The sequence below is a fragment of the Aquimarina sp. I32.4 genome, assembly GCF_002924285.1.
Lineage (GTDB): Bacteria > Bacteroidota > Bacteroidia > Flavobacteriales > Flavobacteriaceae > Aquimarina.
Genome location: NZ_PGUB01000053.1, coordinates 12,176 through 32,817 on the forward strand (window position 1 = coordinate 12,176; position 20,642 = coordinate 32,817).

General features: G+C 32.5%; 21 protein-coding genes and 1 pseudogene. 9 read left to right on the forward strand and 13 right to left on the reverse strand.

Going from position 1 to position 20,642, the window contains the following annotated elements; genetic code table 11:
* Nucleotides 1-31: 31 nt before the first annotated feature.
* The 4 genes from trmD to CVD18_RS12900 all read right to left on the reverse strand — a co-directional run bounded on the left by trmD (nucleotide 32) and on the right by CVD18_RS12900 (nucleotide 4,816).
* Nucleotides 32-709 (reverse strand): tRNA (guanosine(37)-N1)-methyltransferase TrmD, encoded by a 678-nt coding sequence (gene trmD / locus CVD18_RS12885; RefSeq protein ID WP_103865855.1) that lies wholly within the window; start codon nucleotides 707-709, stop codon nucleotides 32-34.
* Nucleotides 710-851: 142 nt separating this feature from the next.
* A complete protein-coding gene (locus CVD18_RS12890; protein ID WP_103865856.1) occupies nucleotides 852-1,469 on the reverse strand; it encodes a tRNA (guanine-N1)-methyltransferase in 618 nt (205 codons plus the stop codon).
* Between the two features lie 336 nt (nucleotides 1,470-1,805).
* Nucleotides 1,806-3,254 (reverse strand): glyceraldehyde-3-phosphate dehydrogenase, encoded by a 1,449-nt coding sequence (locus tag CVD18_RS12895; RefSeq protein WP_103865857.1) that lies wholly within the window; start codon nucleotides 3,252-3,254, stop codon nucleotides 1,806-1,808.
* A gap of 140 nt (nucleotides 3,255-3,394) precedes the next feature.
* Nucleotides 3,395-4,816, reverse strand: a complete 1,422-nt coding sequence (locus CVD18_RS12900; RefSeq protein ID WP_103865858.1) for a S1C family serine protease — start codon at nucleotides 4,814-4,816, stop codon at nucleotides 3,395-3,397.
* Nucleotides 4,817-4,983: 167 nt separating this feature from the next.
* On the opposite strand from CVD18_RS12900, the gene dapF reads away from it, so the two are divergent.
* From dapF to CVD18_RS12920, 4 genes are all read left to right on the forward strand, one after another.
* Nucleotides 4,984-5,769 (forward strand): diaminopimelate epimerase, encoded by a 786-nt coding sequence (gene dapF / locus CVD18_RS12905; RefSeq protein ID WP_103865859.1) that lies wholly within the window; start codon nucleotides 4,984-4,986, stop codon nucleotides 5,767-5,769.
* Nucleotides 5,763-6,290: a GNAT family N-acetyltransferase gene (locus tag CVD18_RS12910; protein WP_103865860.1), complete on the forward strand. Its 528-nt coding sequence runs from the start codon at nucleotides 5,763-5,765 to the stop codon at nucleotides 6,288-6,290. The genes dapF and CVD18_RS12910 overlap by 7 nt, the downstream gene beginning before the upstream one ends.
* The gene (gene mltG / locus CVD18_RS12915) at nucleotides 6,280-7,323 is read left to right on the forward strand and encodes an endolytic transglycosylase MltG (protein WP_103865861.1); all 1,044 of its coding nucleotides are present in this window, start codon (nucleotides 6,280-6,282) and stop codon (nucleotides 7,321-7,323) included. Before CVD18_RS12910 ends, mltG begins: the two co-directional genes overlap by 11 nt.
* 349 nt (nucleotides 7,324-7,672) lie before the next feature.
* Complete coding sequence (locus CVD18_RS12920) at nucleotides 7,673-8,317, forward strand: peptidoglycan-binding protein LysM (RefSeq protein WP_103865874.1); 645 nt, start codon at nucleotides 7,673-7,675, stop codon at nucleotides 8,315-8,317.
* A 13-nt stretch (nucleotides 8,318-8,330) separates the two neighbouring features.
* On the opposite strand, the gene CVD18_RS12925 is transcribed toward CVD18_RS12920, so the two are convergent.
* The 3 genes from CVD18_RS12925 to dnaA all read right to left on the reverse strand — a co-directional run bounded on the left by CVD18_RS12925 (nucleotide 8,331) and on the right by dnaA (nucleotide 11,251).
* The gene (locus CVD18_RS12925; protein ID WP_103865862.1) at nucleotides 8,331-9,062 is read right to left on the reverse strand and encodes an SAM-dependent methyltransferase; all 732 of its coding nucleotides are present in this window, start codon (nucleotides 9,060-9,062) and stop codon (nucleotides 8,331-8,333) included.
* A 196-nt stretch (nucleotides 9,063-9,258) separates the two neighbouring features.
* Nucleotides 9,259-9,723, reverse strand: a complete 465-nt coding sequence (locus CVD18_RS12930) for a low molecular weight protein-tyrosine-phosphatase (protein ID WP_103865863.1) — start codon at nucleotides 9,721-9,723, stop codon at nucleotides 9,259-9,261.
* Nucleotides 9,724-9,823: 100 nt separating this feature from the next.
* A complete protein-coding gene (gene dnaA / locus CVD18_RS12935; protein ID WP_103865864.1) occupies nucleotides 9,824-11,251 on the reverse strand; it encodes a chromosomal replication initiator protein DnaA in 1,428 nt (475 codons plus the stop codon).
* A 204-nt stretch (nucleotides 11,252-11,455) separates the two neighbouring features.
* Here dnaA and CVD18_RS12940 point away from each other — a divergent pair, with 204 nt between their 5' ends.
* Nucleotides 11,456-11,860, forward strand: coding sequence for a thioesterase family protein (locus CVD18_RS12940; protein WP_103865865.1), 405 nt, complete (start codon nucleotides 11,456-11,458; stop codon nucleotides 11,858-11,860).
* On the opposite strand, the gene CVD18_RS12945 is transcribed toward CVD18_RS12940, so the two are convergent.
* The 5 genes from CVD18_RS12945 to CVD18_RS12965 all read right to left on the reverse strand — a co-directional run bounded on the left by CVD18_RS12945 (nucleotide 11,857) and on the right by CVD18_RS12965 (nucleotide 15,610).
* Entirely contained in the window at nucleotides 11,857-12,471 is a 615-nt protein-coding gene (locus CVD18_RS12945; protein ID WP_199185080.1) for a YigZ family protein, read from the reverse strand. The genes CVD18_RS12940 and CVD18_RS12945 overlap by 4 nt on opposite strands.
* Nucleotides 12,472-12,493: 22 nt before the next feature.
* A complete protein-coding gene (locus CVD18_RS12950; RefSeq protein WP_103865867.1) occupies nucleotides 12,494-13,363 on the reverse strand; it encodes an EamA family transporter in 870 nt (289 codons plus the stop codon).
* Nucleotides 13,360-13,968, reverse strand: a complete 609-nt coding sequence (locus tag CVD18_RS12955; RefSeq protein WP_103865868.1) for an HAD family phosphatase — start codon at nucleotides 13,966-13,968, stop codon at nucleotides 13,360-13,362. The genes CVD18_RS12950 and CVD18_RS12955 overlap by 4 nt, the downstream gene beginning before the upstream one ends.
* Nucleotides 13,961-15,004 (reverse strand): bifunctional diaminohydroxyphosphoribosylaminopyrimidine deaminase/5-amino-6-(5-phosphoribosylamino)uracil reductase RibD, encoded by a 1,044-nt coding sequence (gene ribD, locus CVD18_RS12960; protein ID WP_103865869.1) that lies wholly within the window; start codon nucleotides 15,002-15,004, stop codon nucleotides 13,961-13,963. Before ribD ends, CVD18_RS12955 begins: the two co-directional genes overlap by 8 nt.
* 144 nt (nucleotides 15,005-15,148) lie before the next feature.
* A complete protein-coding gene (locus CVD18_RS12965; protein WP_146052782.1) occupies nucleotides 15,149-15,610 on the reverse strand; it encodes a hypothetical protein in 462 nt (153 codons plus the stop codon).
* Nucleotides 15,611-15,749: 139 nt separating this feature from the next.
* Between CVD18_RS12965 and CVD18_RS12970 the strand changes: the two genes are divergently transcribed.
* The 4 genes and pseudogenes from CVD18_RS12970 (at nucleotide 15,750) to ligA (ending at nucleotide 19,715) form a co-directional block, all read left to right on the forward strand.
* A complete protein-coding gene (locus CVD18_RS12970; RefSeq protein ID WP_103865871.1) occupies nucleotides 15,750-16,238 on the forward strand; it encodes a GNAT family N-acetyltransferase in 489 nt (162 codons plus the stop codon).
* 13 nt (nucleotides 16,239-16,251) lie between these two features.
* Nucleotides 16,252-17,097: a peptide chain release factor N(5)-glutamine methyltransferase gene (gene prmC / locus CVD18_RS12975; protein ID WP_103865872.1), complete on the forward strand. Its 846-nt coding sequence runs from the start codon at nucleotides 16,252-16,254 to the stop codon at nucleotides 17,095-17,097.
* A gap of 105 nt (nucleotides 17,098-17,202) precedes the next feature.
* Nucleotides 17,203-17,672, forward strand: a pseudogene (locus CVD18_RS12980) (TIGR00730 family Rossman fold protein).
* 42 nt (nucleotides 17,673-17,714) lie between these two features.
* On the forward strand, nucleotides 17,715-19,715 hold the full coding sequence (gene ligA, locus CVD18_RS12985) for an NAD-dependent DNA ligase LigA (protein ID WP_103865873.1): 2,001 nt from the start codon (nucleotides 17,715-17,717) through the stop codon (nucleotides 19,713-19,715).
* 369 nt (nucleotides 19,716-20,084) lie between these two features.
* Here the strand turns inward: ligA and CVD18_RS12990 are convergent.
* The coding region (locus CVD18_RS12990) for an IS1595 family transposase (protein ID WP_146052783.1) at nucleotides 20,085-20,642 on the reverse strand (558 nt) is incomplete at its 5' end.

Here is a 20,642-nt window from a genome sequence, read left to right on the forward strand (position 1 = left end):
GTCTAAATATTTTTAGACAGCCTTTTTGATTTTATTCATTCAATAAGTCAGGTCGACGATCTTTTGTTCGCTGGTATGCTTGTTCTTCCCTCCAAGTCTCAATTTTAGGAAAATTACCAGAAGTTAATACTTCGGGTACTTTCCAGCCTTTGTATTCTGCAGGTCTTGTGTAGATAGGAGGGGCTAGTAAGTTATCCTGAAATGAATCGGTTAAAGCTGAAGTCTCATTACCTAGTACTCCTGGAATAAGTCTAATGATTGCATCACAAAGAATTAATGCACCTAGTTCTCCTCCTGATAGCACATAATCTCCTACAGAGATTTCTTTGGTAATAAAATGATCTCTTACCCGTTGGTCTACACCTTTATAATGACCGCAAAGAATAATAATATTTCCTTTTAATGATAATTGATTGGCAATCCCCTGATTTAGAGTCTCACCATCAGGAGTCATATATATAACTTCTTCGTAATCTCGTTCTGCTTTTAGTTTAGATATGCATTTATCTATAGGTTCTACCATCATTACCATACCTGCACCTCCACCAAATTGATAATCATCTACTTGTTTGTAGTTATTAGTGGTGTAATCTCTAAGGTTATGAAGTTGAACCTCTACCAATCCCTTGTCTATTGATCGCTTCATAATAGAGGCTTCAAAAGGACTTTTTAAGATATCAGGTACTACAGTAATTATATCTATGCGCATCTTTTGTTTGATTTATGTTTTGTAATGATGAGATATAATGCTGTGTCTATTTTATTATTAAGATAGACAAAAACAGCTTTTATCAAATTCATTAATGAATGCAAAGATGCAAAAGAATATAGTAAAAATCTAAAATTTGAATCTACTTAGCGCCAGCTTTACGTTGTTTGTTGATTTCATCCTGAAGCTTACGCATTACTTTTTGTTCTCGTTCTAATGCTCTACGTCTATGTTCTTCAAACTCAGCTTCTGTTTCAGCTAGTGTTTTTCTAGCTTGTAGAGTAATTGTATTACTGTTTTTGAATTTATAGACAAAGAAACTCAGTAGTGCCAAAAGAACACCAACTATAACCCACATGATTGTTTTATAGCTTGATTTAGTAAGTCCTGCACCAAAAAAACTAATACTATCTTTTTCCTGAGTAACACTAGTTAGATTTCCGTTTACTTTAGAAAGGGATTCTTCAAGGTTAGTTATAGTAGCTTTTTGTTCGTCAATTTTTTGGTTGGTGGTATTCAGTTTTGATTCTAACGTTTTAATTGAATCTATGGTGTTAGATTTTAATTTATTAAGCCATACAAGTTTTACTACTTTGTATTCTTGGTACTTACCAGACTTTTTTATTACTATATCAAATTGTCCTTTGATCTTTTCTTTTTTTAATGCATCGGTAACAGTTATATTTTCTTCCTGCGCATATGAGGTTTGAAAAAAAGAAAGGAGTAGTGTTAAAACTAGTAGGTATTGCGGTAATTTCATGTTGTTATTCTTAATTTTAATCGTCGGATATAATATCTCTACAATGAGTAGTAGTTAGAGAGCAAAAATAACTAATAGTGTATAAGTAGAACGATATTATGAGTTGTTTCTTTTTGATTATTAATTTCTTCTGTAACGATAATAAATGTACGATATTGTAAGTGATTATAAAGTTTTTCTGTAAGAATTTATAGAGGTAAGGTTTATAGATTGTTTTATTCTAAGGAGGTATTTGAGTTGTTTTTTGAATGAATATGGCTATTTCATGATATACTTAACAATAAAAAAGCTGGTAATCAATGAATACCAGCTTAATTTTTTGTGCATAATTACTTACTAGTAGTAAGTAAAGCGTCTTACTTTTGCAATGTATTTTGATAATCGTATTACTTGATGGCTATACCCATATTCGTTATCATACCAGATGTATAAAATAGCGTTATTACCTTTTGAGTCAACAATAGTTGCATTACTATCATATATAGAGGGAGCAGAAGAACCAATAATATCACTAGATACTAATTCATTATCAAGAGAATATTTTATTTGTTCTACCAAATTTCCTTCAAGAGCGTATTTTTTAAGGATAGCATTCATGCTTTCTTTAGATGTTTTCTTATCCAAATTAAGGTTTAAGATTGCTAAAGACCCGTTTGGTACAGGAACTCGTATAGCGTTAGAAGTTAATTTTCCTTCAAAATTAGGTAGTGCTTTAGAAACTGCTTTTCCAGCTCCTGTTTCAGTTATTACCATGTTTAGAGCAGCTGCACGACCTCTTCTATATTTATTATGCATATTATCAACCAGATTTTGATCATTGGTATATGCATGTATGGTTTCTAGGTGACCATTGACTACTCCAAAACTTTCATCTACCGCTTGTAGGATAGGAGTAATTGCATTGGTAGTACATGAAGCAGCAGAAAAAATATCTATTTTATCTGGATCATTTTCTTTATGATTAACTCCATGAACAATATTAGGTATTCCTTTTCCTGGAGCAGTAAGTAGTACTTTGTCGATGCCTTTGGCTGCTAAATGACGACTAAGTGCTTCTTTGTCTCTAAAAGCGCCTGTATTATCAATAAGTAATGCATCTTTGATACCAAATTCTGTATAATCTATATCTTCTGGGTTGTTGGCACTAATGACTTTTACGGTAGTTCCATTTATGATAAGTGCGCTGTTTTGTAAATCTGTTTCCACGGTACCTGCAAAATCTCCATGCACAGAATCACTTCTTAGAAGTGATGCTCTTTTTTCTAATACGTCTTGAGTAATAGCTCCTCTAGTAACGATGGCTCTAAGTCTTAACTGGCTTCCTTTACCAGTAATGGTCATTAATTCTCTGGCAACCAAACGACCAATTCTTCCAAATCCATATAAGATTACATCTTTTGGAGAAATAGGTTTAAATTTCTTAGCGTCTTTGAGTTTGTCTTGTACAAAACCATTTATAGACCGGTATTCATCACTAGCTAAATGATATTCATAAGTAAGTTTACCAATATCTAATTTTGATGGAGGTAAATTCATTAATTTGATAGCTTGTGCAATTTCTACAGAATCAAAAATTGAAATAGGTTTTTGTACAAACTCACCTGCATATTCATGTAAATTGATAATTTCGCTTACATTCTTATCAATTAACTGATTTCGAAAAAGTACCAACTCTATAGAGTTGTCGTACCAAAGATCACTTACAGTCTTTATAAATGCTACAGTTGCGCGACGTCTGTCTGCCTGAAAGGCTAATTCTTTTTCATAAACTTCGTTAGAGCTCATAATATGTTGTGTTTTAAAGTCTTGAAATTTCGTGCAAAAGTATATATTTCAAACGTTTTCGGGAAGCCTTTTGTGAAAAAAATCCCATTACTTTTTAAAAAATAATGGGATTGGCTGTTCTAGCTATACTTTTTGCTCGTTTATTGAAATACAAATTCTCTTTTTTGTCCATTGCGACCCACAAGGCTGATCGTTATGTCTTCATCTTTATATTTATTCTCTATGATCCGTTTTACTTCTAGAACATTTTTTACCTTTTTACCATCTATTTCACTTATAACAAGTCCTTCAAGATTATATCTTTTCATTCTAGGACTTAAAGCTTTGCTAATTACTACCCCATGATCTAAATTGAATTTTTTTAAGTAGCCTTCACTAGGAGGATTTTTAACTTCTACACCAACATCAGTTATATTATATTTTTGAATTTCGTATTTTGATAAAGTAACAGGTAAGGTTACTTCCTTGTTCTTTCTTAATACTTTGACATTAATAACATCCTTTGGTCTTTTACTGTTTACATACCCTGTTAGGTCTGAGAATTTTTTTATTGGCAAGCCATCAATTTCTTTAATAACATCTCCTTCAGAAAGCCCTGCTTTTTTTGCTCCACTATCATCAGCAACAGACTGTACAAAAACACCTTGAGAAACAGAAATGTCATATTTTTCCATTACAGTTTCATTGATGGTTCCTCCAGTGATACCCAAGATACCACGTTGTACTCCTCCAAATTCAATAATGTCTTCCATTATTTTTTTAACGTTGTTTGATGGAACAGCAAATGCATATCCTACGTAACTTCCTGTTTGAGAGGTTATGGCAGTGTTTATGCCGATCAATTCTCCTCTGGTGTTCACTAATGCTCCACCGCTGTTTCCAGGGTTGATAGCAGCATCGGTTTGTATAAAAGACTGGATAGTGTCATCTGATTCGTTTAAGTCTCTGGATTTTGCACTTATAATACCAGCAGTAACAGTAGAGGTTAGGTTAAAAGGGTTTCCTACGGCCAATACCCATTCTCCAATTTTAGCAGTATTAGAGTCACCAAAAGGGATGTAGGACAGTTCTTCTTCTGCATCTATTTTGAGTAATGCAATATCAGATTCAGGTGAAGTACCTACGATTTTAGCTTTATAAGATTTGTTATTGTTTAATGTTATTTCTAAATCAGTAGCCCCATCAATAACATGATTATTAGTTACGATATAACCATCTTTTGTAATAATGACTCCAGATCCAGCGCCTTTGATTCTTCTTTCTTGTGTTCCTCCGTTTCTGAAAAATTCCATCAAATTCCTAGGAGTTCTCGAGATACCGTATTGTTTTACATGTACCACTGCATTAACGGTTTTTTCTGCGGCTAAAGAGAAATCAGTGCTAGCAATAGGAGTACTTATTGCGTTTGTATTGGTAAGCGTATAATTTGCAGGGATCAAATTAGTCTTGTTTTCGTCTTCAGTAACAACTATAGTTTTTGATTCAAAAAACATTTTATACGCACCAAGAGTAAATGCCCCAGCGATTATAGCTACGACCAATAAGTTCAAAAATCTTTTCATTTTCTTTTCTTTAATTTGTTTGACTTAGTTAATTATCAATATAAATAGACTGGTATTAACTTTTAAAATTACAATTATGGTACATTTTTTATGATATTTAACTCACAATTAACAACAGTTTTTTGTGAACATTCTTTGTACCTTTGCCTCTAATAATTAAACGCACAATGACACTTACTTTTTATAAATATCAAGGTACAGGCAATGATTTTGTGATCATTGATAATAGAGAATCTATTCTCTCCAAAAATAATACCAAATTATTTGCTAGACTTTGTGACAGGAAATTTGGTATAGGTGCAGATGGTTTAATGTTGTTAGAATTTCCTAAAAATGAAGAAGATGATTTTACAATGGTATATTTTAATGCAGATGGTAATGAAAGTTCTATGTGTGGAAATGGAGGAAGGTGTTTAGTTGCTTTTGCAGCATTTTTAGGTATTGTAAAAAATAAAGCTGTATTTACAGCAATAGATGGAAAACACGAAGCAGTGCTTGATGAAGGGTTGGTTCATTTACAGATGCAAAATGTGTCTACAATAGAAAAGCATGAAAATCATTTGTTTTTAGATACAGGCTCTCCTCATCATGTAGAAATGGTAAAGAATATTACAGGTTATGATGTTTTTCAAGAAGGAAAAAGAATTAGGAATGGAGGCCCGTATTATGAGAAAGGAAGTAATGTGAATTTTGTAGAAAAGATAAATGAAAATGAATTTGCTGTACGTACTTATGAGAGAGGAGTAGAGGATGAAACCCTATCCTGTGGAACAGGAGTTACTGCTGTTGCGCTTTCTATGTACGAAACTAAGCTGACCTCGGCACAAGAGATTAGGGTGAATACTCAAGGAGGGGAGCTCAAGGTTACTTTTAAGAAAACAGAAGATGGGTATAGAGATATCTTTTTGATAGGACCAGCAAAACAAGTTTTTAAAGGAGAAATATCATGCTGACATTAAAAGGCGAAAAAATATATTTGAGGGCTTTAGAACCTGAAGATCTTGATTTTATTTATAATGTAGAGAATGATGAGCAAGTTTGGGAAATGAGTTCTACGCAAACACCATATTCTAGATTTTTGATCAAAGAGTATTTAGAAAATGCTCACAAAGATATATATGAAGTAAAGCAATTGCGATTAGTTATATCTTCTCATGATCATGTTACCTTGGGGTTGATAGATTTATTTGATTTTGATCCCATGCATAACAGAGCTGGAGTTGGGATTTTGATTGTAGAGAAAGAGAATAGAAGTAAAGGGTATGGAGCAGAAGCTTTAGAGCTTATTGCAAATTATGGTTTCACACACCTTCATTTACATCAATTATATGCGAATATTGCAGAAGATAATATGACAAGTATCAAATTGTTTGAAAATAGAGGATTTACAAAAGTAGGAGTTAAGAAAGAATGGAATTTGGTAAAGGACGTTTATAAAGATGAATTTTTATATCAATTAATATATGTACATTAAAAAAATATTATTAGCTATAGCCTTAGTGGGGTTAATTGTAGGAGGGATTTTTGCGTATAACGTATATCAAGCTGTTTTTTCTCCGAATACAAATTTTGATAAAGAAACATCTGTTGTTTATATCCCCTCGGGGGCTACTTATACTGAGCTTATTGAAATTATAAGCCCTATTGTAAAAGATATTTATAGTTTTGATAAAATTGCCAGAAGAAAAGGATATATAAAAAATATCAAAGCCGGGAAATATATCCTGAAAAAAGGTCTTAATAATAATGAGATTATAAATGTTTTACGAAGTAAAAACTTACCAATTCATGTGAGTTTTAATAATCAAGAACGGTTAGAGAATCTTGCTGGTAGAATTGCTGTGCAAATAGAGGCCGATAGTATTTCTTTACTTAAAGCATTTAAAGATTCTTCTTTTTTAGATGTCAATGGTTTTTCAGAAGAGACAGCTTTGGTTATGTATGTTCCTAATAAATACGAATTCTTTTGGAATACGTCTGCTATACAATATAGAGATAGGATGTTGGCTGAATATAAAAGGTTTTGGAATAAATCTCGAATGGAAAAGGCAAAAAAAATTGGGCTAACACAACATGAGGTTATGACAATTGCATCTATTGTGCAAAAAGAAACAGCCAAGGTTGATGAACGACGAAGAGTTGCAGGAGTGTACATGAATCGACATAATAATGGATGGAAGTTAGATGCAGACCCTACGGTTATTTATGCTATAAAGAAGCATCGTAATGATTGGGATACTGTTATAAAACGAGTTTTGTACAAAGATCTAGAATTGGATAGTCCTTATAATACATATAAAAACATATCATTACCTCCTGGGCCAATAACAATGCCAGATATTTCATCAATAGATGCTGTTCTTTCTTATGAAAAACATGATTATTACTTTTTTGTAGCTAATGTAGAGAATTTTGGATATCATAAGTTTGCTAAAACTATGGCACAACATAATCGCAATAAAAAACAGTACATAGACTGGATAAATAAAAAAGGAATAAGACGATAATTAGCCTCTTTTTTTGTAGGAAAAATCAAGGGAAATTTTCTTTGATTAGAGAGGAATGCGATAAACTTATTAACAAAAAACTATTTTTTTTGTGAATTATAGCATAATTGAGTCTTTTACTTTCATTCGATTAAAAGGCTTGATTTGACGTTTAAGTGTTTTTTTTTAACATAAAAGTATGTTTTTTTAATGATTTCAGACTTCTTTTTTAATGTAATTACTTGTTTTTCAGTTATATAGTTAATTTAACACTTGTTTCTTTTTATTTTTTAAAAAAGTTGTAAATTTGCACGGCAAAAATTTAAGTAGTGGGGGACGTTTTTATGATGGCTACTTAGAAATTTTTTATATGATAAAAAGGATAGTGGGATTATCTGGAATACTTACAATTGGGGGTATATTCTTATTGAGTTTTACAACAGAAGAAAGTATTGATCTTAGTTCTTATAGTACTGAAGGTTTAGACTTGTATTATGTTGCTCCTAATTTTAGTGAAATAGAGGAAGAGGAGTTGTTTTTTGCTCCTGAACTTGGAAGATCTTATGTAGGGTTTAAAGAAGCTCTTGCTTTCAAGGAGTCTAGAGGTGATTACGGTGTTGTAAATCAATTTGGTTATTTGGGAAAGTACCAATTTGGAATAAATACTTTGGCTTTGATTGGTCTTAAAAGGATTGGTAGGAATGAATTTCTTAATGATCCTGCTTTGCAAGAAAAAGCGTTTTATGCTAATCTTTCTAGAAATAAATGGATTTTACGCAGAGATATCCAATGGTTTGATGGAAAAGTGATTAATGGGATTAAGGTTACTGAATCGGGGATTCTTGCTGCAGCTCATTTGTCAGGTCCTGGTTCTGTAAAGAAATATGTGCGTAGTGGTGGGGTAGAAGGTTTTTCTGATGCTTTTGGTACTACGATTCGTTATTATATGAAACGTTTTGGTGGGTATGACACTTCTTTTGTTGTCCCTGATAGAAAAGCAAAAGTGATTTTTTGATTTTATAATAGTATTAATCTTTTTGTATAATGTATATGGTAGGTCTTTTGTGAAGATTTACTGTTTCTTCTTTTTTCCATTCTTTTATTGTTTTGGTTACGATGAACTCTGTGGTAAGTGTGATGTCACATGCAATACATAACCGAGTATTGTCGTGTAGTATTGTTGTAAGGTCAAGAAACATTTTGTCGTTTCTGTATGGAGTTTCTATGAATATCTGTGATTGATCTTTTTCAAGAGAAGTTCTTTCGAGGTGTTTGATAGTGGACTTTCTTTCGTTTTTGTCTATCGGTAAGTATCCATTAAAAGTAAAGTTTTGTCCATTCATTCCGCTACTCATCATTGCTAGTAAGATAGATGAGGGGCCAACAAGTGGAGTTACTTTTATTCCTTTTTCATGAGCAATTCTTACGACTTCTGCTCCGGGATCTGCAATTCCAGGGCATCCAGCATCAGAAAGAAGTCCAATTGATTCCCCGTTAAGGCATGGTGTTAGATATTCTGGAATCTCAGAAATATCAGTGTACTTATTGACTGTGTTTATAATTAGAGCGCGTTGAGATTTGCTGGGGCTTACTTTTTTTATAAACCTTCTTGCTGGTTTCTCGTTCTCTGCTATGTAGTGGTTAACTTGCTCTAGTACCTTTTTGATTGATATAGGGAGTACTTCTAGAGGGACATCGTCTCCTAATCGTGTAGGGATTAAGTATAATCTTCCTTTGGGATCTAGGGGTTTGGCTTCCATAGGCTCTGTTGCGACTTATTTTGATAAAGATTTTCTTTTTTTTATACTGTGTTTTGCTATAGTAAAAGTAAAAAAAAGGTATTGAATTTAAGTTAATCTTTATGGATTGAAAATGTTTTTTATATGTGCTGTCTACTAAAATAGTGTTATTTTTCTATACTAACGTTATTATGTGTAATGATAGTATGGTAATTGGTTAATCTGTAGAATTGAGTTTTGATGTGATAACATCACAAGCTTTATCTAGCATTTGGAAAACATCTTCAAAGCCTTTATCTCCTCCGTAGTACGGGTCAGGGATATCAAGATTCTCGTTTGGGTAAAGTTCGTTAAGTATGAGTTGTACCTTGTTTTTGTCTTTGTTATTGGGTGCTATGTTGATTATGTTTTGAAGGTTAGAGTTGTCCATAGCATATATGTGGTCATATGTGTTAAAATCACTTGACTTGAACTGTGCTGCTTTTTGAGATGTAATGTCTATCCCGTATTTTTTGGCAACTTCAATAGAGCGCAGGTCTGGTTTGTTACCTATGTGGTAATTACTGGTACCAGAAGAAGATACACTGAATTTTGAGGGGTCTAATTTGGATTGTAGTATACCTTCGGCTAATGGTGATCTGCATATATTGCCAAGGCATACCATTAAGATTTTTATTTTCATCTGTAATGCGGTATTAGGCTAATAATTGATTTTATAAGTTGATGTATGTAAACTTGTTTTGGTAAAATATTCTACTCTTAGTTTATGGGTGTGTGTTGTTTTATAAAGTGAGTTTTTTTCTTAAGTCTTCTACGTATTTTCTGAATTGCTTATCTGTAGATGATAGGTTGTCTACTGTTTTACAGGCGTGTAAAACGGTAGCGTGATCTCTTTTTCCTATTTGTGTACCAATACTAGCTAAAGATGCTTTGGTGAGCTTTTTTGCAAAAAACATGGCCAATTGTCTGGCTTGAACAATATGACGTTTACGTGTTTTAGATTGTAGTGTTTCTACGTCCATTTGGAAATAATCACTAACTACTTTTTGAATGTAGTCAATAGATACTTCGCGTTTGGTATTTTTTACGTAGTTGTCTACAATGGCTTTTGCAAGGTCTATTGTGATGTCTTTTTTGTTGAAAGAAGAGTGGGCGATTAATGAAATAATAGCTCCTTCTAGTTCACGAATATTTGTCTTGATATTGTTGGCTAAAAACTCAACGATATCTTCAGGCATTTCTACACCATCACGATATAGTTTGTTTTTGATGATAGATATTCTGGTTTCAAAATCAGGTTGGTGTAATTCTGCAGATAATCCCCATTTGAAACGTGATAGTAGTCGCTGTTCTATGTCTTGCATATCTACAGGAGCTTTATCACTTGTGAGGATTACTTGTTTGCCATTTTGATGTAAATGATTGAATATGTGAAAAAATACATCTTGTGTTCCTGCTTTTCCAGACAGAAGTTGGATATCATCTACAATAAGTACATCTATAATTTGGTAAAAATGAATAAAATCATTCCGATTATTCTTTTTTACAGATTCGATATATTGTTGCGTAAATTTTTCAGCAGATATGTATAGAACTGTTTTTTCTGGGTAATTATCTTTGATGTTTACTCCAATAGCGTGTGCTAAATGTGTTTTTCCTAAACCAACTCCTCCAAAAATTAATAAAGGGTTAAAAGAGGTCCCTCCAGGTTTATTGGCAACAGCCATACCAGCAGAGCGAGCTAGCCTGTTAGAATCGCCTTCGAGAAAATTTTCAAAATTATAACTCGGGTTTAACTGAGATTCTATTTTTACATTTCGTATTCCAGGAATAACGAAAGGGTTTTTAAGTTCTGGATTCTTACTTTTTATAGGAACATCTACTTCTTGAGAGTTAACTGAGGTTCGGTTTGAACTTGGTATCTTTTCTGTAAATGGCTTTTTATTGCCATAAGTGTTTTCCATTTTTATAACATAAACCAACTTAGCGCCTTCTCCTAGTTCACGAGTTAAAGATACTTTGAGTAAGTTGACGTAATGTTCTTCTAGCCACTCGTAAAAAAATTTACTGGGTACCTGAATACTTAGAGCGCCATCTGTAAGTTTTACAGCTTTGATTGGTTCAAACCAAGTTTTATAAGCTTGGGGTGTAATGTTATCTTCTATAAAAGACAGGCAACTATCCCAAACTGATTGCGCGGTTACATTCATTATTGCGGTTAGATTTACTTTTTTTTGTTATGGTACTATATTGAAAGGATGTTGTTGAAAAACTCCTTACTGATTTTGCTTGACAAATATGTGAACAAAAAATGTAAAAAAAAAACGATTAGGGGGTTGAATATTAATTATTTTTTTCGCATAATTTGACAGTATTACTTTTATTTTGCTTTATTCATTCTAAATAGTTAACCTATGTCAATCATTTCTGAAACCTTACTAAAAGTGCGTTACTCTGAAACAGACCAAATGGGGGTGGTACACCACGGTAACTATGCACAGTACTTAGAGTTAGCTCGAATTGACTGGTTATCTCAATTAGGGGTCTCTTATAAATCAATGGAAGAAAATGGTGTTATGCTTCCTGTGTTTACATTAGATTTTAAATTTAAGAAATCTGCCTTCTTTGACGATGAATTGACTGTTAAAACTTTGCTAAGGAAAATTCCTACAGTTAAAATAATTTTTGACTTCGAAATCTTCAATGAAAAACGAGAGTTGTTAACAACGGCGTCTGCTACTTTGGTTTTTGTTGATAGCAAAACCCGAAAACCTATTCCATGTCCCTCTTACTTATTAGAAAAAATTAAAAATTCCTAATCTAAACCTTTTACTTTTTTTATTTCTACCTCATACAACGAGGAAAAAGCATTTTTTATTTTATCAATAAACTTTTTTCTTACAGAAATATAAATTTTACAATTAAGTTGAAGGTTTTGTTTTATGATTGTGAGATTATTTTCCTTAATAATTCGCATTACTTTGTTCATGTCTTTATATTCAAAAACAATCTCAAAATGAACATCAATAGTTTTTTCTACAATGGTTGATGCTTCTAGTGCAAGTTGTGCAGAAGTTTTATAAGCATGAATCAATCCTCCTACGCCAAGTTTTACTCCTCCAAAATATCTAACAACTATAATTAGTATGTTGGTAACATCATACGATAGGATTTGACCATAGATTGGTTGACCAGCAGAATTAGAGGGTTCACCATCATCGTTTACACGGTATCTAGTTTGTTCTATCCCTATTTGCCATGCATAGCACCAATGTCTTGCTGAATGGTGTTGTTTTTTTAGTTTGGTGATAATTTGTTTTGTTTCGTCTTCTGTAGTTACAGGGAAAGCATATCCATAGAATTTACTGTTTTTATCTTTGTAGAGGGTTTCTTCTCCTGGAGTATTAATGGTTTTATATGTATCGTCTATTGTATCCAAGTCTAATGTTTAGTTATATAGAAAAGGTAACCAGAATAATACTAGCGATGGCTAGAATAATTCCAATCCAGTTTTTGAGAAGTAATTTTTCTTTAAAAAAAAGAATCCCAGCAAAAGTAGAAACCAAAAGTATGGCTACATTGTTAATGGTAAAAACGGTAGAGCTGTCCATGCTATTATATCGCAATGCTTTTATTAAAAAGAATATCGAAAAATAATTTGGAACACCTAGTACGATTCCTGCTATTATATTTTTGAGTTTAATTTTGAGTGTTCCTGTAATTGCTTTTATAAAAAGTATGATAATACCTATAATAGCAGCAAACCCAAAAATAGTGGCAGAAAAAATGGAGACATCATTTTCTGCTACATGATGTGTTTCAAGAAATTTAATACTTGTGTCAATAATACCGCTACCGATAAAGACGAGTAGGGGGAATATTAGATTTTTTCTGGTAATAGGAACCCCTTCTGTATTTTTTATTGAGGTAAGAAAAACGGCAATAAGGGCAATTAAGATTCCTATTATTTTTACAACTCCAGTGCTTTCGTGGTAAACAATAATTCCAAATATGATGGGTATCGTTACACTCATCTTGGTGGCTACTGCGGCTACAGAAAGCCCATTTCTTTGGGTGGTTATTGCCATTAGGTTGAATACAGATATAAAAATAACCCCTAGTATCATAGTACCGTAAAACCAACCTTCTTTTGATATAGAAACTATATTGATAGGTTCAGTATATGCAATCATTCCAGAAATTGAGGCTACAATATAATTTACAATGATTGCTTGTAGTATATTGATGTCAAATCTAGAGAATAACTTGAAAATTATAAAGATCAGGGTTGAGGCAAGGACACTTAGGAGTAAATAGATCACAATATGTCTGATTTTGTAGTGAATAGGCTTGTTACATCCTCGGTCTTAGGGTTGTTGTTCCAAGTGTGAATGCCTAATGATGCGGCAGCGTCTGTATTTTCTTTAGTATCATCAATAAATAATGTTTCTGTAGGGTCCAGTTTATTTTGGTTCAGTACAAATTCAAAAATCTCAGTATTAGGTTTTCTCATTTGGATTTCATGAGAAAGATAGAAAATATCAAAGCATGACTTGAATTCTTCAAAAAATGGAACATGTTCTGCAATCCATTTTATATGTAATTCATTTGTATTACTTAGTAGTATTAATTTGTATTGCTGTTCAGAGGCTATTTTTTTTATAAACTCAAAACGATGTTTCGGGAAATCTTTTAGAATAGCATTCCAGGCATTAATTATTTCGTTTTTTGATGCTTCTGGAACCAATGTTTGAAAAGATATTATGAGTTCTTGGGTAGAAATAGCTCCTACCTCATAGCGCTTATTGAGGCTTTGTATTTCTGAAACAGAAGAGATTTCTCCTAGTTTTAAAAATTCTCTTTCTGTGGCAGGTTTGTCTAGATTGATAAAAACATCTCCAAAATCAAAAACTAAAGTTTTAATCATTTTTATAGGTGGTTAAAGTGTCTGTTGTTATTTTTTCTCTCGAAATTAAAATTCCTTTACATATCGGAGCTTTTGTTCCAGATTCAAAAGTAATACTTCCTTCAAAAACCCTAGCTTCATCCCAAAGATTTTTATCGATAAAAGATTGTATGGTATGTGTGCCCCCTTCTATAATTACAGATTGAATTTTATGTTTGTATAAGATGTCACAGATTGATTTTGCAATATTATTGTGTGCATCAACGGCTTCATAAATAAGTGTATCTGTACTTTTTTTAATATGCTGTTCGGTAGTAATTAGTATTGTTTTGATTGTGTTATCTAGGATGTTAGAATCTGCTGGAATTTGATTAGACCTGTCAACAACAATTCTTATAGGGTGATTGCCTGACCAATTTCTGGTTGTGAGCTTTGGGTTGTCTTTTATAACGGTTTGATTACCTACCAAGATAGCTTGTTCTTCTGCTCGCCATTTGTGAGTGATTTGTTTAGAATGAGCGTTGGTTATCCATACAGGTTCTCTTTTTTTGGTATGAGTTGGTGCAATATAACCATCAAGAGTTTGAGCCCATTTTAAGATAACATATGGGCGCTTTTTATTGTGAAAAGTAAAAAAGCGTTTATTCAATTCAAGGCATTCTTTTTCTAAAACACCAAGGACAACATCACATCCTGCATTCATTAGTCTACGAACTCCATTTCCAGATACTTTTGCAAAAGTATCTATGGTGCCAATAACCACTTTTTTAATCTCCTCTTCTATGATTAGGTCACTACAAGGAGGTGTTTTTCCGAAATGACTACACGGTTCAAGACTTACATATATAGTTGCATCTTTGAGTAGAGAGGTATCTTTTACAGAAGCAATGGCATTTACTTCTGCATGAGGTTTTCCTGATTGATAATGCCATCCTTCTCCTATAATTGTATTGTCAACAACAATTACGCTACCTACCAACGGATTGTTGTAGGTTGTTCCTAGCCCATTTTTGGCTAACTGGATGCATCGTTTTATGTATTTTTCGTGTAGTGTCAATGTTTATAAATAACAAAAATAGGTAAAACTATGTATTTAATGCCTTTTTTAGAGTTTGTGAATTAGAAAAGGATGGTAATGTTTTCTTAAAAAGATAGATGATGGTTTTAAAATATCTAAAAAAAACAATAGGTTAAGTGTTATTTATTTCAATCTTACTTTTTGCTCTTTGTTGACAGGGTATGAATAAGAAAAATGTCCAAGGTGATAACGAATAGCACCTTTGTACTCGATATTTAATGAATCTGCTTGAATTACGTTTAATATATTACCAAGAATAGTTTTTTTACTGTTCTTGTAAATCTTAGAAAGAGAAAAAGTTCCCTCTAAAGGAATGGTGAATTCATTTTTGGTTGGAACATCAAACTCTTGAGCAGAAACTTTTCCTACATTTATGTGGTCTACAAAAATTTGAATGCTATCTATAGAGAGCTTTCCTTGTAAGTTGTTTGGATTGTTGAAAACAGCATCTGCTTTAAGTGTTATATTACGTAGGCTGATGTTTTTAACCATAATGTTATCAATGTATTTGAATTCTGGTTTTTTAGAAATAGAACAGTTGGTAGTACATGTGATTATTGTTAATAATAATAGAAATTTACGCATTGATTTCTGGTAAGATTTAATGTATATTTCAGTCTCTATGATAAGAGATTAAACTTTTGTGCTCAAACAAAGAGTCAGAATTGTTTTTCAGGTCTGAAATTTTGTTAAGATGTCACAAAAATAATATTTTAAATATAATATGAGCGATATAAAAATCAGAAAGATAGCAATTGAAGATAATACAAAGATTGCTACTGTGATACGAGATGTGTTGATAGAAATGGGGGTTCCTAAAGTAGGAACAGCTTATGAAGATGAAGCTTTGGATAAAATGTATGAAACTTATGATTACCCAAGGAGGAGGTATTATGTCGTAGAAGAAAAAGGAAATATTATAGGAGGGGCAGGTATTGCAGCATTAGAAGGGAGAGATTCAGATACTATTTGCGAACTGCAAAAAATGTATTTCTTACCTTGCACCCGAGGAAAAGGAATTGGATTTCAAATGATACAAAAATGTCTTGAATTTGCAAAAGAAGCAGGATATGTAAAATGCTATCTAGAAACAATGCCATATATGGAGGCTGCAAGAAAATTATATAAAAGAGTAGGTTTTTTACCCTTAGAAAAACCGATGGGAGACACAGGGCATTATAATTGTCAAGCCTGGATGATTAAAGAGTTATAAAATACACCTTGAATTGAAAATACAAGACCTGAGAACTAGTTTTATAAATGTTTTATCAGAAATCTATGATGCTGATGAAGTAACATCTTTTTTTTATTTACTTTCTGAAAAAATTTTGGATTTATCGAGGGTAGATATTGCAATGAATTTAAGTAAAGAGCTTACTCTTGAAGAGTTGAAAACATTTGATCTGGCTAGAAAACGATTAGAAAAACAAGAGCCTATTCAATATATAATAGGAAGCACCTATTTTTATGGTTTATCATTTGTGGTAAATTCAAATGTTCTTATTCCAAGACCTGAAACAGAAGAATTAGTCGATTGGATTGTAAAAGATTATAAAAATAAGAAAGTGCAGATTTTGGATATAGGAACAGGTAGTGGTTGTATAGCTATTACTTTGGCTAAAAATTTACCAGAAGCACAAGTCTATGCAATTGATATTTCAGAAGGAGCAATAGAAGTAGCTAGAGAAAATGCAAAACAAAATAAAGTAGATATAACGTTTATTAAAGCAGATATTTTGAATATGGATGAGATGCTGCAAGATTTTGATGTTATTGTGTCAAATCCACCATATGTACGTGAGTTGGAGAAAATAGAGATAAAGACTAATGTACTCGATAATGAGCCAGCAGGGGCATTGTTTGTTTCTGATCATGAACCTTTGATTTTTTATAAAAAGATTACAGATATAGCAGTAGAGAAGTTAAACGATAATGGGGCGTTGTATTTTGAAATCAATCAATATTTAGGAAAAGAAACAAAAAAAATGATACAAGAGCAAGGGTTCTTATCAGTAACCTTACGTAAAGATTTGTATGCTAATGACAGAATGATAAAAGCTTGTTTTGATTAAGGTATTTGTGTAATGAGAGCTTTGAATTCAATTTGTGTATTTTGTGGTAGTAGTGAGGGGAATGATGAGAGAATAATTGAAGTAGCAGTTGCTTTGGGAAAAAAGATGGCACAGCAACAAATATCTTTGGTGTATGGAGGAGCTAAAATTGGTGTAATGGGAAAAGTGGCTAATGAAGTTATACGATGCAGAGGAGAAGTAATTGGTGTAATTCCTGGATTTTTGAAGCAAAAAGAAATTGTTTATTTAGGAGTGGATAAATTAATAACTACAGCTAATATGCATGAACGCAAAATGAAGATGCAGTCCTCAGTGATGGTTTTGTAACTCTTTTAGGAGGGTTTGGATCACTAGAGGAATTGTTTGAGGTTATAACATGGTCACAGTTGGAGTTGCACCAAAAACCAATTGGACTTTTGAATGTAGAAGGTTTTTATGATGACCTATTGGCAATGCTTGAACATATGGTGCATAAAGAGTTTTTAAAAAAGGAAGATTATAAGTTACTCCTTGTGGATAAAGATATAGATAGATTGTTAGAGAAAATGAGAGTTTTCGAGCTGATAGAAGTGTAAAATGGCTAAAAAAAGATAGAACCTGAAATCATAAATAATTGAATGAGCACAGAACAAAAAATTAATGAATTAAGAGAAGAATTACGACAGCATAACTATAATTATTATGTATTGGATGCGGCTGTAATAAGTGACTATGAGTTTGATATGAAGTTAAAAGAGCTACAAAAGCTTGAAGAAGAATACCCTGAATTTTATGACCCTAATTCCCCTACACTCAGAGTAGGAGGTGAGGTTACTAAGAATTTTGAAACAATAGTACATGAGTATAGAATGTATTCTTTGGATAATTCATACTCAAAAGAAGATTTATTAGATTGGGAAAAACGTTTAAAGAAACAAGTAGACGGAGCTATTAACTACACTTGTGAACTTAAATATGATGGTGCGTCAATAAGCCTTACTTATGAAGATGGAGTACTGGTAAGGGCAGTAACAAGAGGTGATGGTGTTCAAGGAGATAATGTAACTACAAATGTAAAAACAATTAAATCGGTTCCTTTGAAATTAAAGGGTGATTTTCCTGCTAAGTTTGATATTCGTGGAGAGATTGTTTTGCCTTATGATGGATTTATAAAAATGAATAAAGAACGAGTTGCGGCTGGAGAAGAGCCGTATGCTAATCCTAGAAATACGGCCTCAGGTAGTTTGAAATTACAAGATAGTAGTGAGACTGCTAGACGGCCATTAGACTGTTTGTTATATAATATAACAGGAAACAGGCTGGGGATTATTAGTCAATTTGAGAGTCTTGAAAAAGCAAGAGATTGGGGGTTTAAGGTTCCTGTAGAGTCAAAAAAGGTGAATTCTATTGATGAGGTGTTGGAGTTTGTTGCATATTGGGATGAGCATCGTCATGATCTACCTTATGAAACAGATGGAATTGTGATTAAGGTAAATAGTTTGCAACAACAAGAAGAACTTGGTTTTACTGCAAAAGCACCTAGGTGGGCTATGGCTTATAAGTTTAAAGCAGAACAGGTTTCTACAAAACTTCATGAAATCACATATCAGGTAGGTAGAACAGGGGCAATAACCCCTGTTGCTAATTTAGAGCCTGTTTCTCTTGCAGGAACTACTGTAAAAAGAGCTTCATTACATAATGCAGATCAGATAGAAAAATTAGATATACGAGTTGGAGACACTGTCTTTGTTGAAAAAGGAGGAGAGATTATACCTAAAATAATAGCAGTAAATCTAAAAAAAAGGAAAGATGACTCAAAACCAACAATCTATATTACTGAGTGCCCTGAATGTCAAACCGAACTTATCAGAAAAGAAGGAGAAGCACAGCATTACTGTCCTAATTATGCAGGTTGTTCTCCACAAATCATAGGGAGGATACAGCATTATATTTCAAGGAAAGCTATGGATATAGAGGGGCTTGGGGGAGAAACTGTTGCATTATTAGTAAATGAAGGGTTGATAGTGAATTATGCTGATTTGTATGAGTTGAAAAAAGAGCAGGTTGTTCCATTAGAAAGAATGGCAGAAAAAAGCGCAGAGAACTTAATTGAAGGTATAGAAAAATCTAAAAAAATACCTTTTGAACGTGTTTTGTTTGCATTAGGGATTCGGTATGTAGGTGAAACAGTTGCTAAAAAATTAGCGAAACATTATAAGTTTATAGATGCTATTGTCGATGCTTCAGAAGAGGAGTTGGTTAATGTGGATGAGATTGGAATCAAAATAGCTCAGAGTGTTGTAGAATTTTTTGCTTCAGAAGAAAATAGAAATTTAGTAAGGCGGTTACAGCAATATGGTGTTCAGTTAGAAATTTCTGCAGAGAAATTAGCTAATCAAACCAATAAGTTAGAAGGTGAGACATATGTAGTCTCAGGAGTTTTTGAAAAAGTATCACGTAATGAGCTTAAAAAAATGATAGAAGATAATGGAGGTAAAGTTTCTAGCTCAATATCTTCAAAAACTTCGTTTATTATTGCTGGGGCTAATATGGGACCGAGTAAACTTGAAAAAGCAAATAAATTAGAAATTCCAATTATTAGCGAAGATGAGTTTTTGCAAAAGATAGAGAAGGAGTAAAACGAAAAAATCTCTTTTTTTTTGTAATGGATGATATGCTTGGCTTTATCTGTTAAACCATCCTATGTTGTTGTTATGTAATAAAAAACGTTGAGGATATGAGATTTTAAGAAAATTTTAAGTTAAACTAAAATTTAGTATCTTGTGTATAGGGAATGTTATTTAATTGTATAATAGGTGTTTGGGTTTTTGATTTTATTGAATTCTCGATGCAAACTGTGTTTAATGGATGGAGGAAAATTACTAAAGGTTTTAATCTCTTTTTTGATTGTTTTGAAAGTAGCAGGTTTTATGATTCATAATGAATCTATAACTAGATATGCGTGCTTATTTCTTTTTTTTGCAATTGCTTCCCTTTATTTTATATGCTTATCCGTTTTCTTCCCCAAGATAATTCCATCTATTAGATACAGCTGCGACCATCAGTCTATCGAAAATATTATCAAAATACCTTCGATTAAACTTAAAGCAGTATTCATTTAGATAGTTTTGAAGAAAATCATCATCTATTCTATGATGTACATCAAGTAGCAATCTCTTAGCATTGCTTATTGCTGTATGCACCCATGGTAATATTGTGTTAATTTCTTTTTTTGGAACCACTTTAGAATCCAAATTATAATCCTCTTTCAAATTATTATAACTGTTTGATTTGTCTGAAACAATTTTAGTATTCTTTTTTACCTTTTCCTTTACCACCACAGCTAAATCTTCTTTTTTTAATGATTCAATAACCGTCATCTTTAAATATCCTACACGTTTTTTAGTTCTATGTTTTTTAGGATTATAATTTTGTTCTTCTACTCTTGATTCTGCTGCAACCAACACCGTTGATTGACGCTGACTTCCTCGTCCTCGTTTTAATGGTTCTGTTTTATCCCTTGTTATAGAGACAGTTTCAAAAAAAACTTCATCTAATTTGGAGGA

Excerpts from the sequence above, each read along its gene's own strand:
- CVD18_RS12930 (WP_103865863.1), bottom strand. The coding sequence starts at position 9,723 with ATGAAAATAAAAATCTTAATGGTATGCCTTGGCAATATATGCAGATCA.
- ligA (WP_103865873.1), top strand. The coding sequence starts at position 17,715 with ATGAGCACAGAACAAAAAATTAATGAATTAAGAGAAGAATTACGACAG.
- CVD18_RS12925 (WP_103865862.1), bottom strand. The coding sequence starts at position 9,062 with ATGGAAGCCAAACCCCTAGATCCCAAAGGAAGATTATACTTAATCCCT.
- dnaA (WP_103865864.1), bottom strand. The coding sequence starts at position 11,251 with ATGAATGTAACCGCGCAATCAGTTTGGGATAGTTGCCTGTCTTTTATA.
- CVD18_RS12895 (WP_103865857.1), bottom strand. The coding sequence starts at position 3,254 with ATGAGCTCTAACGAAGTTTATGAAAAAGAATTAGCCTTTCAGGCAGAC.
- mltG (WP_103865861.1), top strand. The coding sequence starts at position 6,280 with ATGTACATTAAAAAAATATTATTAGCTATAGCCTTAGTGGGGTTAATT.
- CVD18_RS12890 (WP_103865856.1), bottom strand. The coding sequence starts at position 1,469 with ATGAAATTACCGCAATACCTACTAGTTTTAACACTACTCCTTTCTTTT.
- CVD18_RS12970 (WP_103865871.1), top strand. The coding sequence starts at position 15,750 with ATGAGCGATATAAAAATCAGAAAGATAGCAATTGAAGATAATACAAAG.
- trmD (WP_103865855.1), bottom strand. The coding sequence starts at position 709 with ATGCGCATAGATATAATTACTGTAGTACCTGATATCTTAAAAAGTCCT.
- CVD18_RS12965 (WP_146052782.1), bottom strand. The coding sequence starts at position 15,610 with ATGCGTAAATTTCTATTATTATTAACAATAATCACATGTACTACCAAC.
- CVD18_RS12920 (WP_103865874.1), top strand. The coding sequence starts at position 7,673 with ATGATAAAAAGGATAGTGGGATTATCTGGAATACTTACAATTGGGGGT.
- dapF (WP_103865859.1), top strand. The coding sequence starts at position 4,984 with ATGACACTTACTTTTTATAAATATCAAGGTACAGGCAATGATTTTGTG.
- CVD18_RS12900 (WP_103865858.1), bottom strand. The coding sequence starts at position 4,816 with ATGAAAAGATTTTTGAACTTATTGGTCGTAGCTATAATCGCTGGGGCA.
- CVD18_RS12910 (WP_103865860.1), top strand. The coding sequence starts at position 5,763 with ATGCTGACATTAAAAGGCGAAAAAATATATTTGAGGGCTTTAGAACCT.
- CVD18_RS12940 (WP_103865865.1), top strand. The coding sequence starts at position 11,456 with ATGTCAATCATTTCTGAAACCTTACTAAAAGTGCGTTACTCTGAAACA.
- CVD18_RS12955 (WP_103865868.1), bottom strand. The coding sequence starts at position 13,968 with ATGATTAAAACTTTAGTTTTTGATTTTGGAGATGTTTTTATCAATCTA.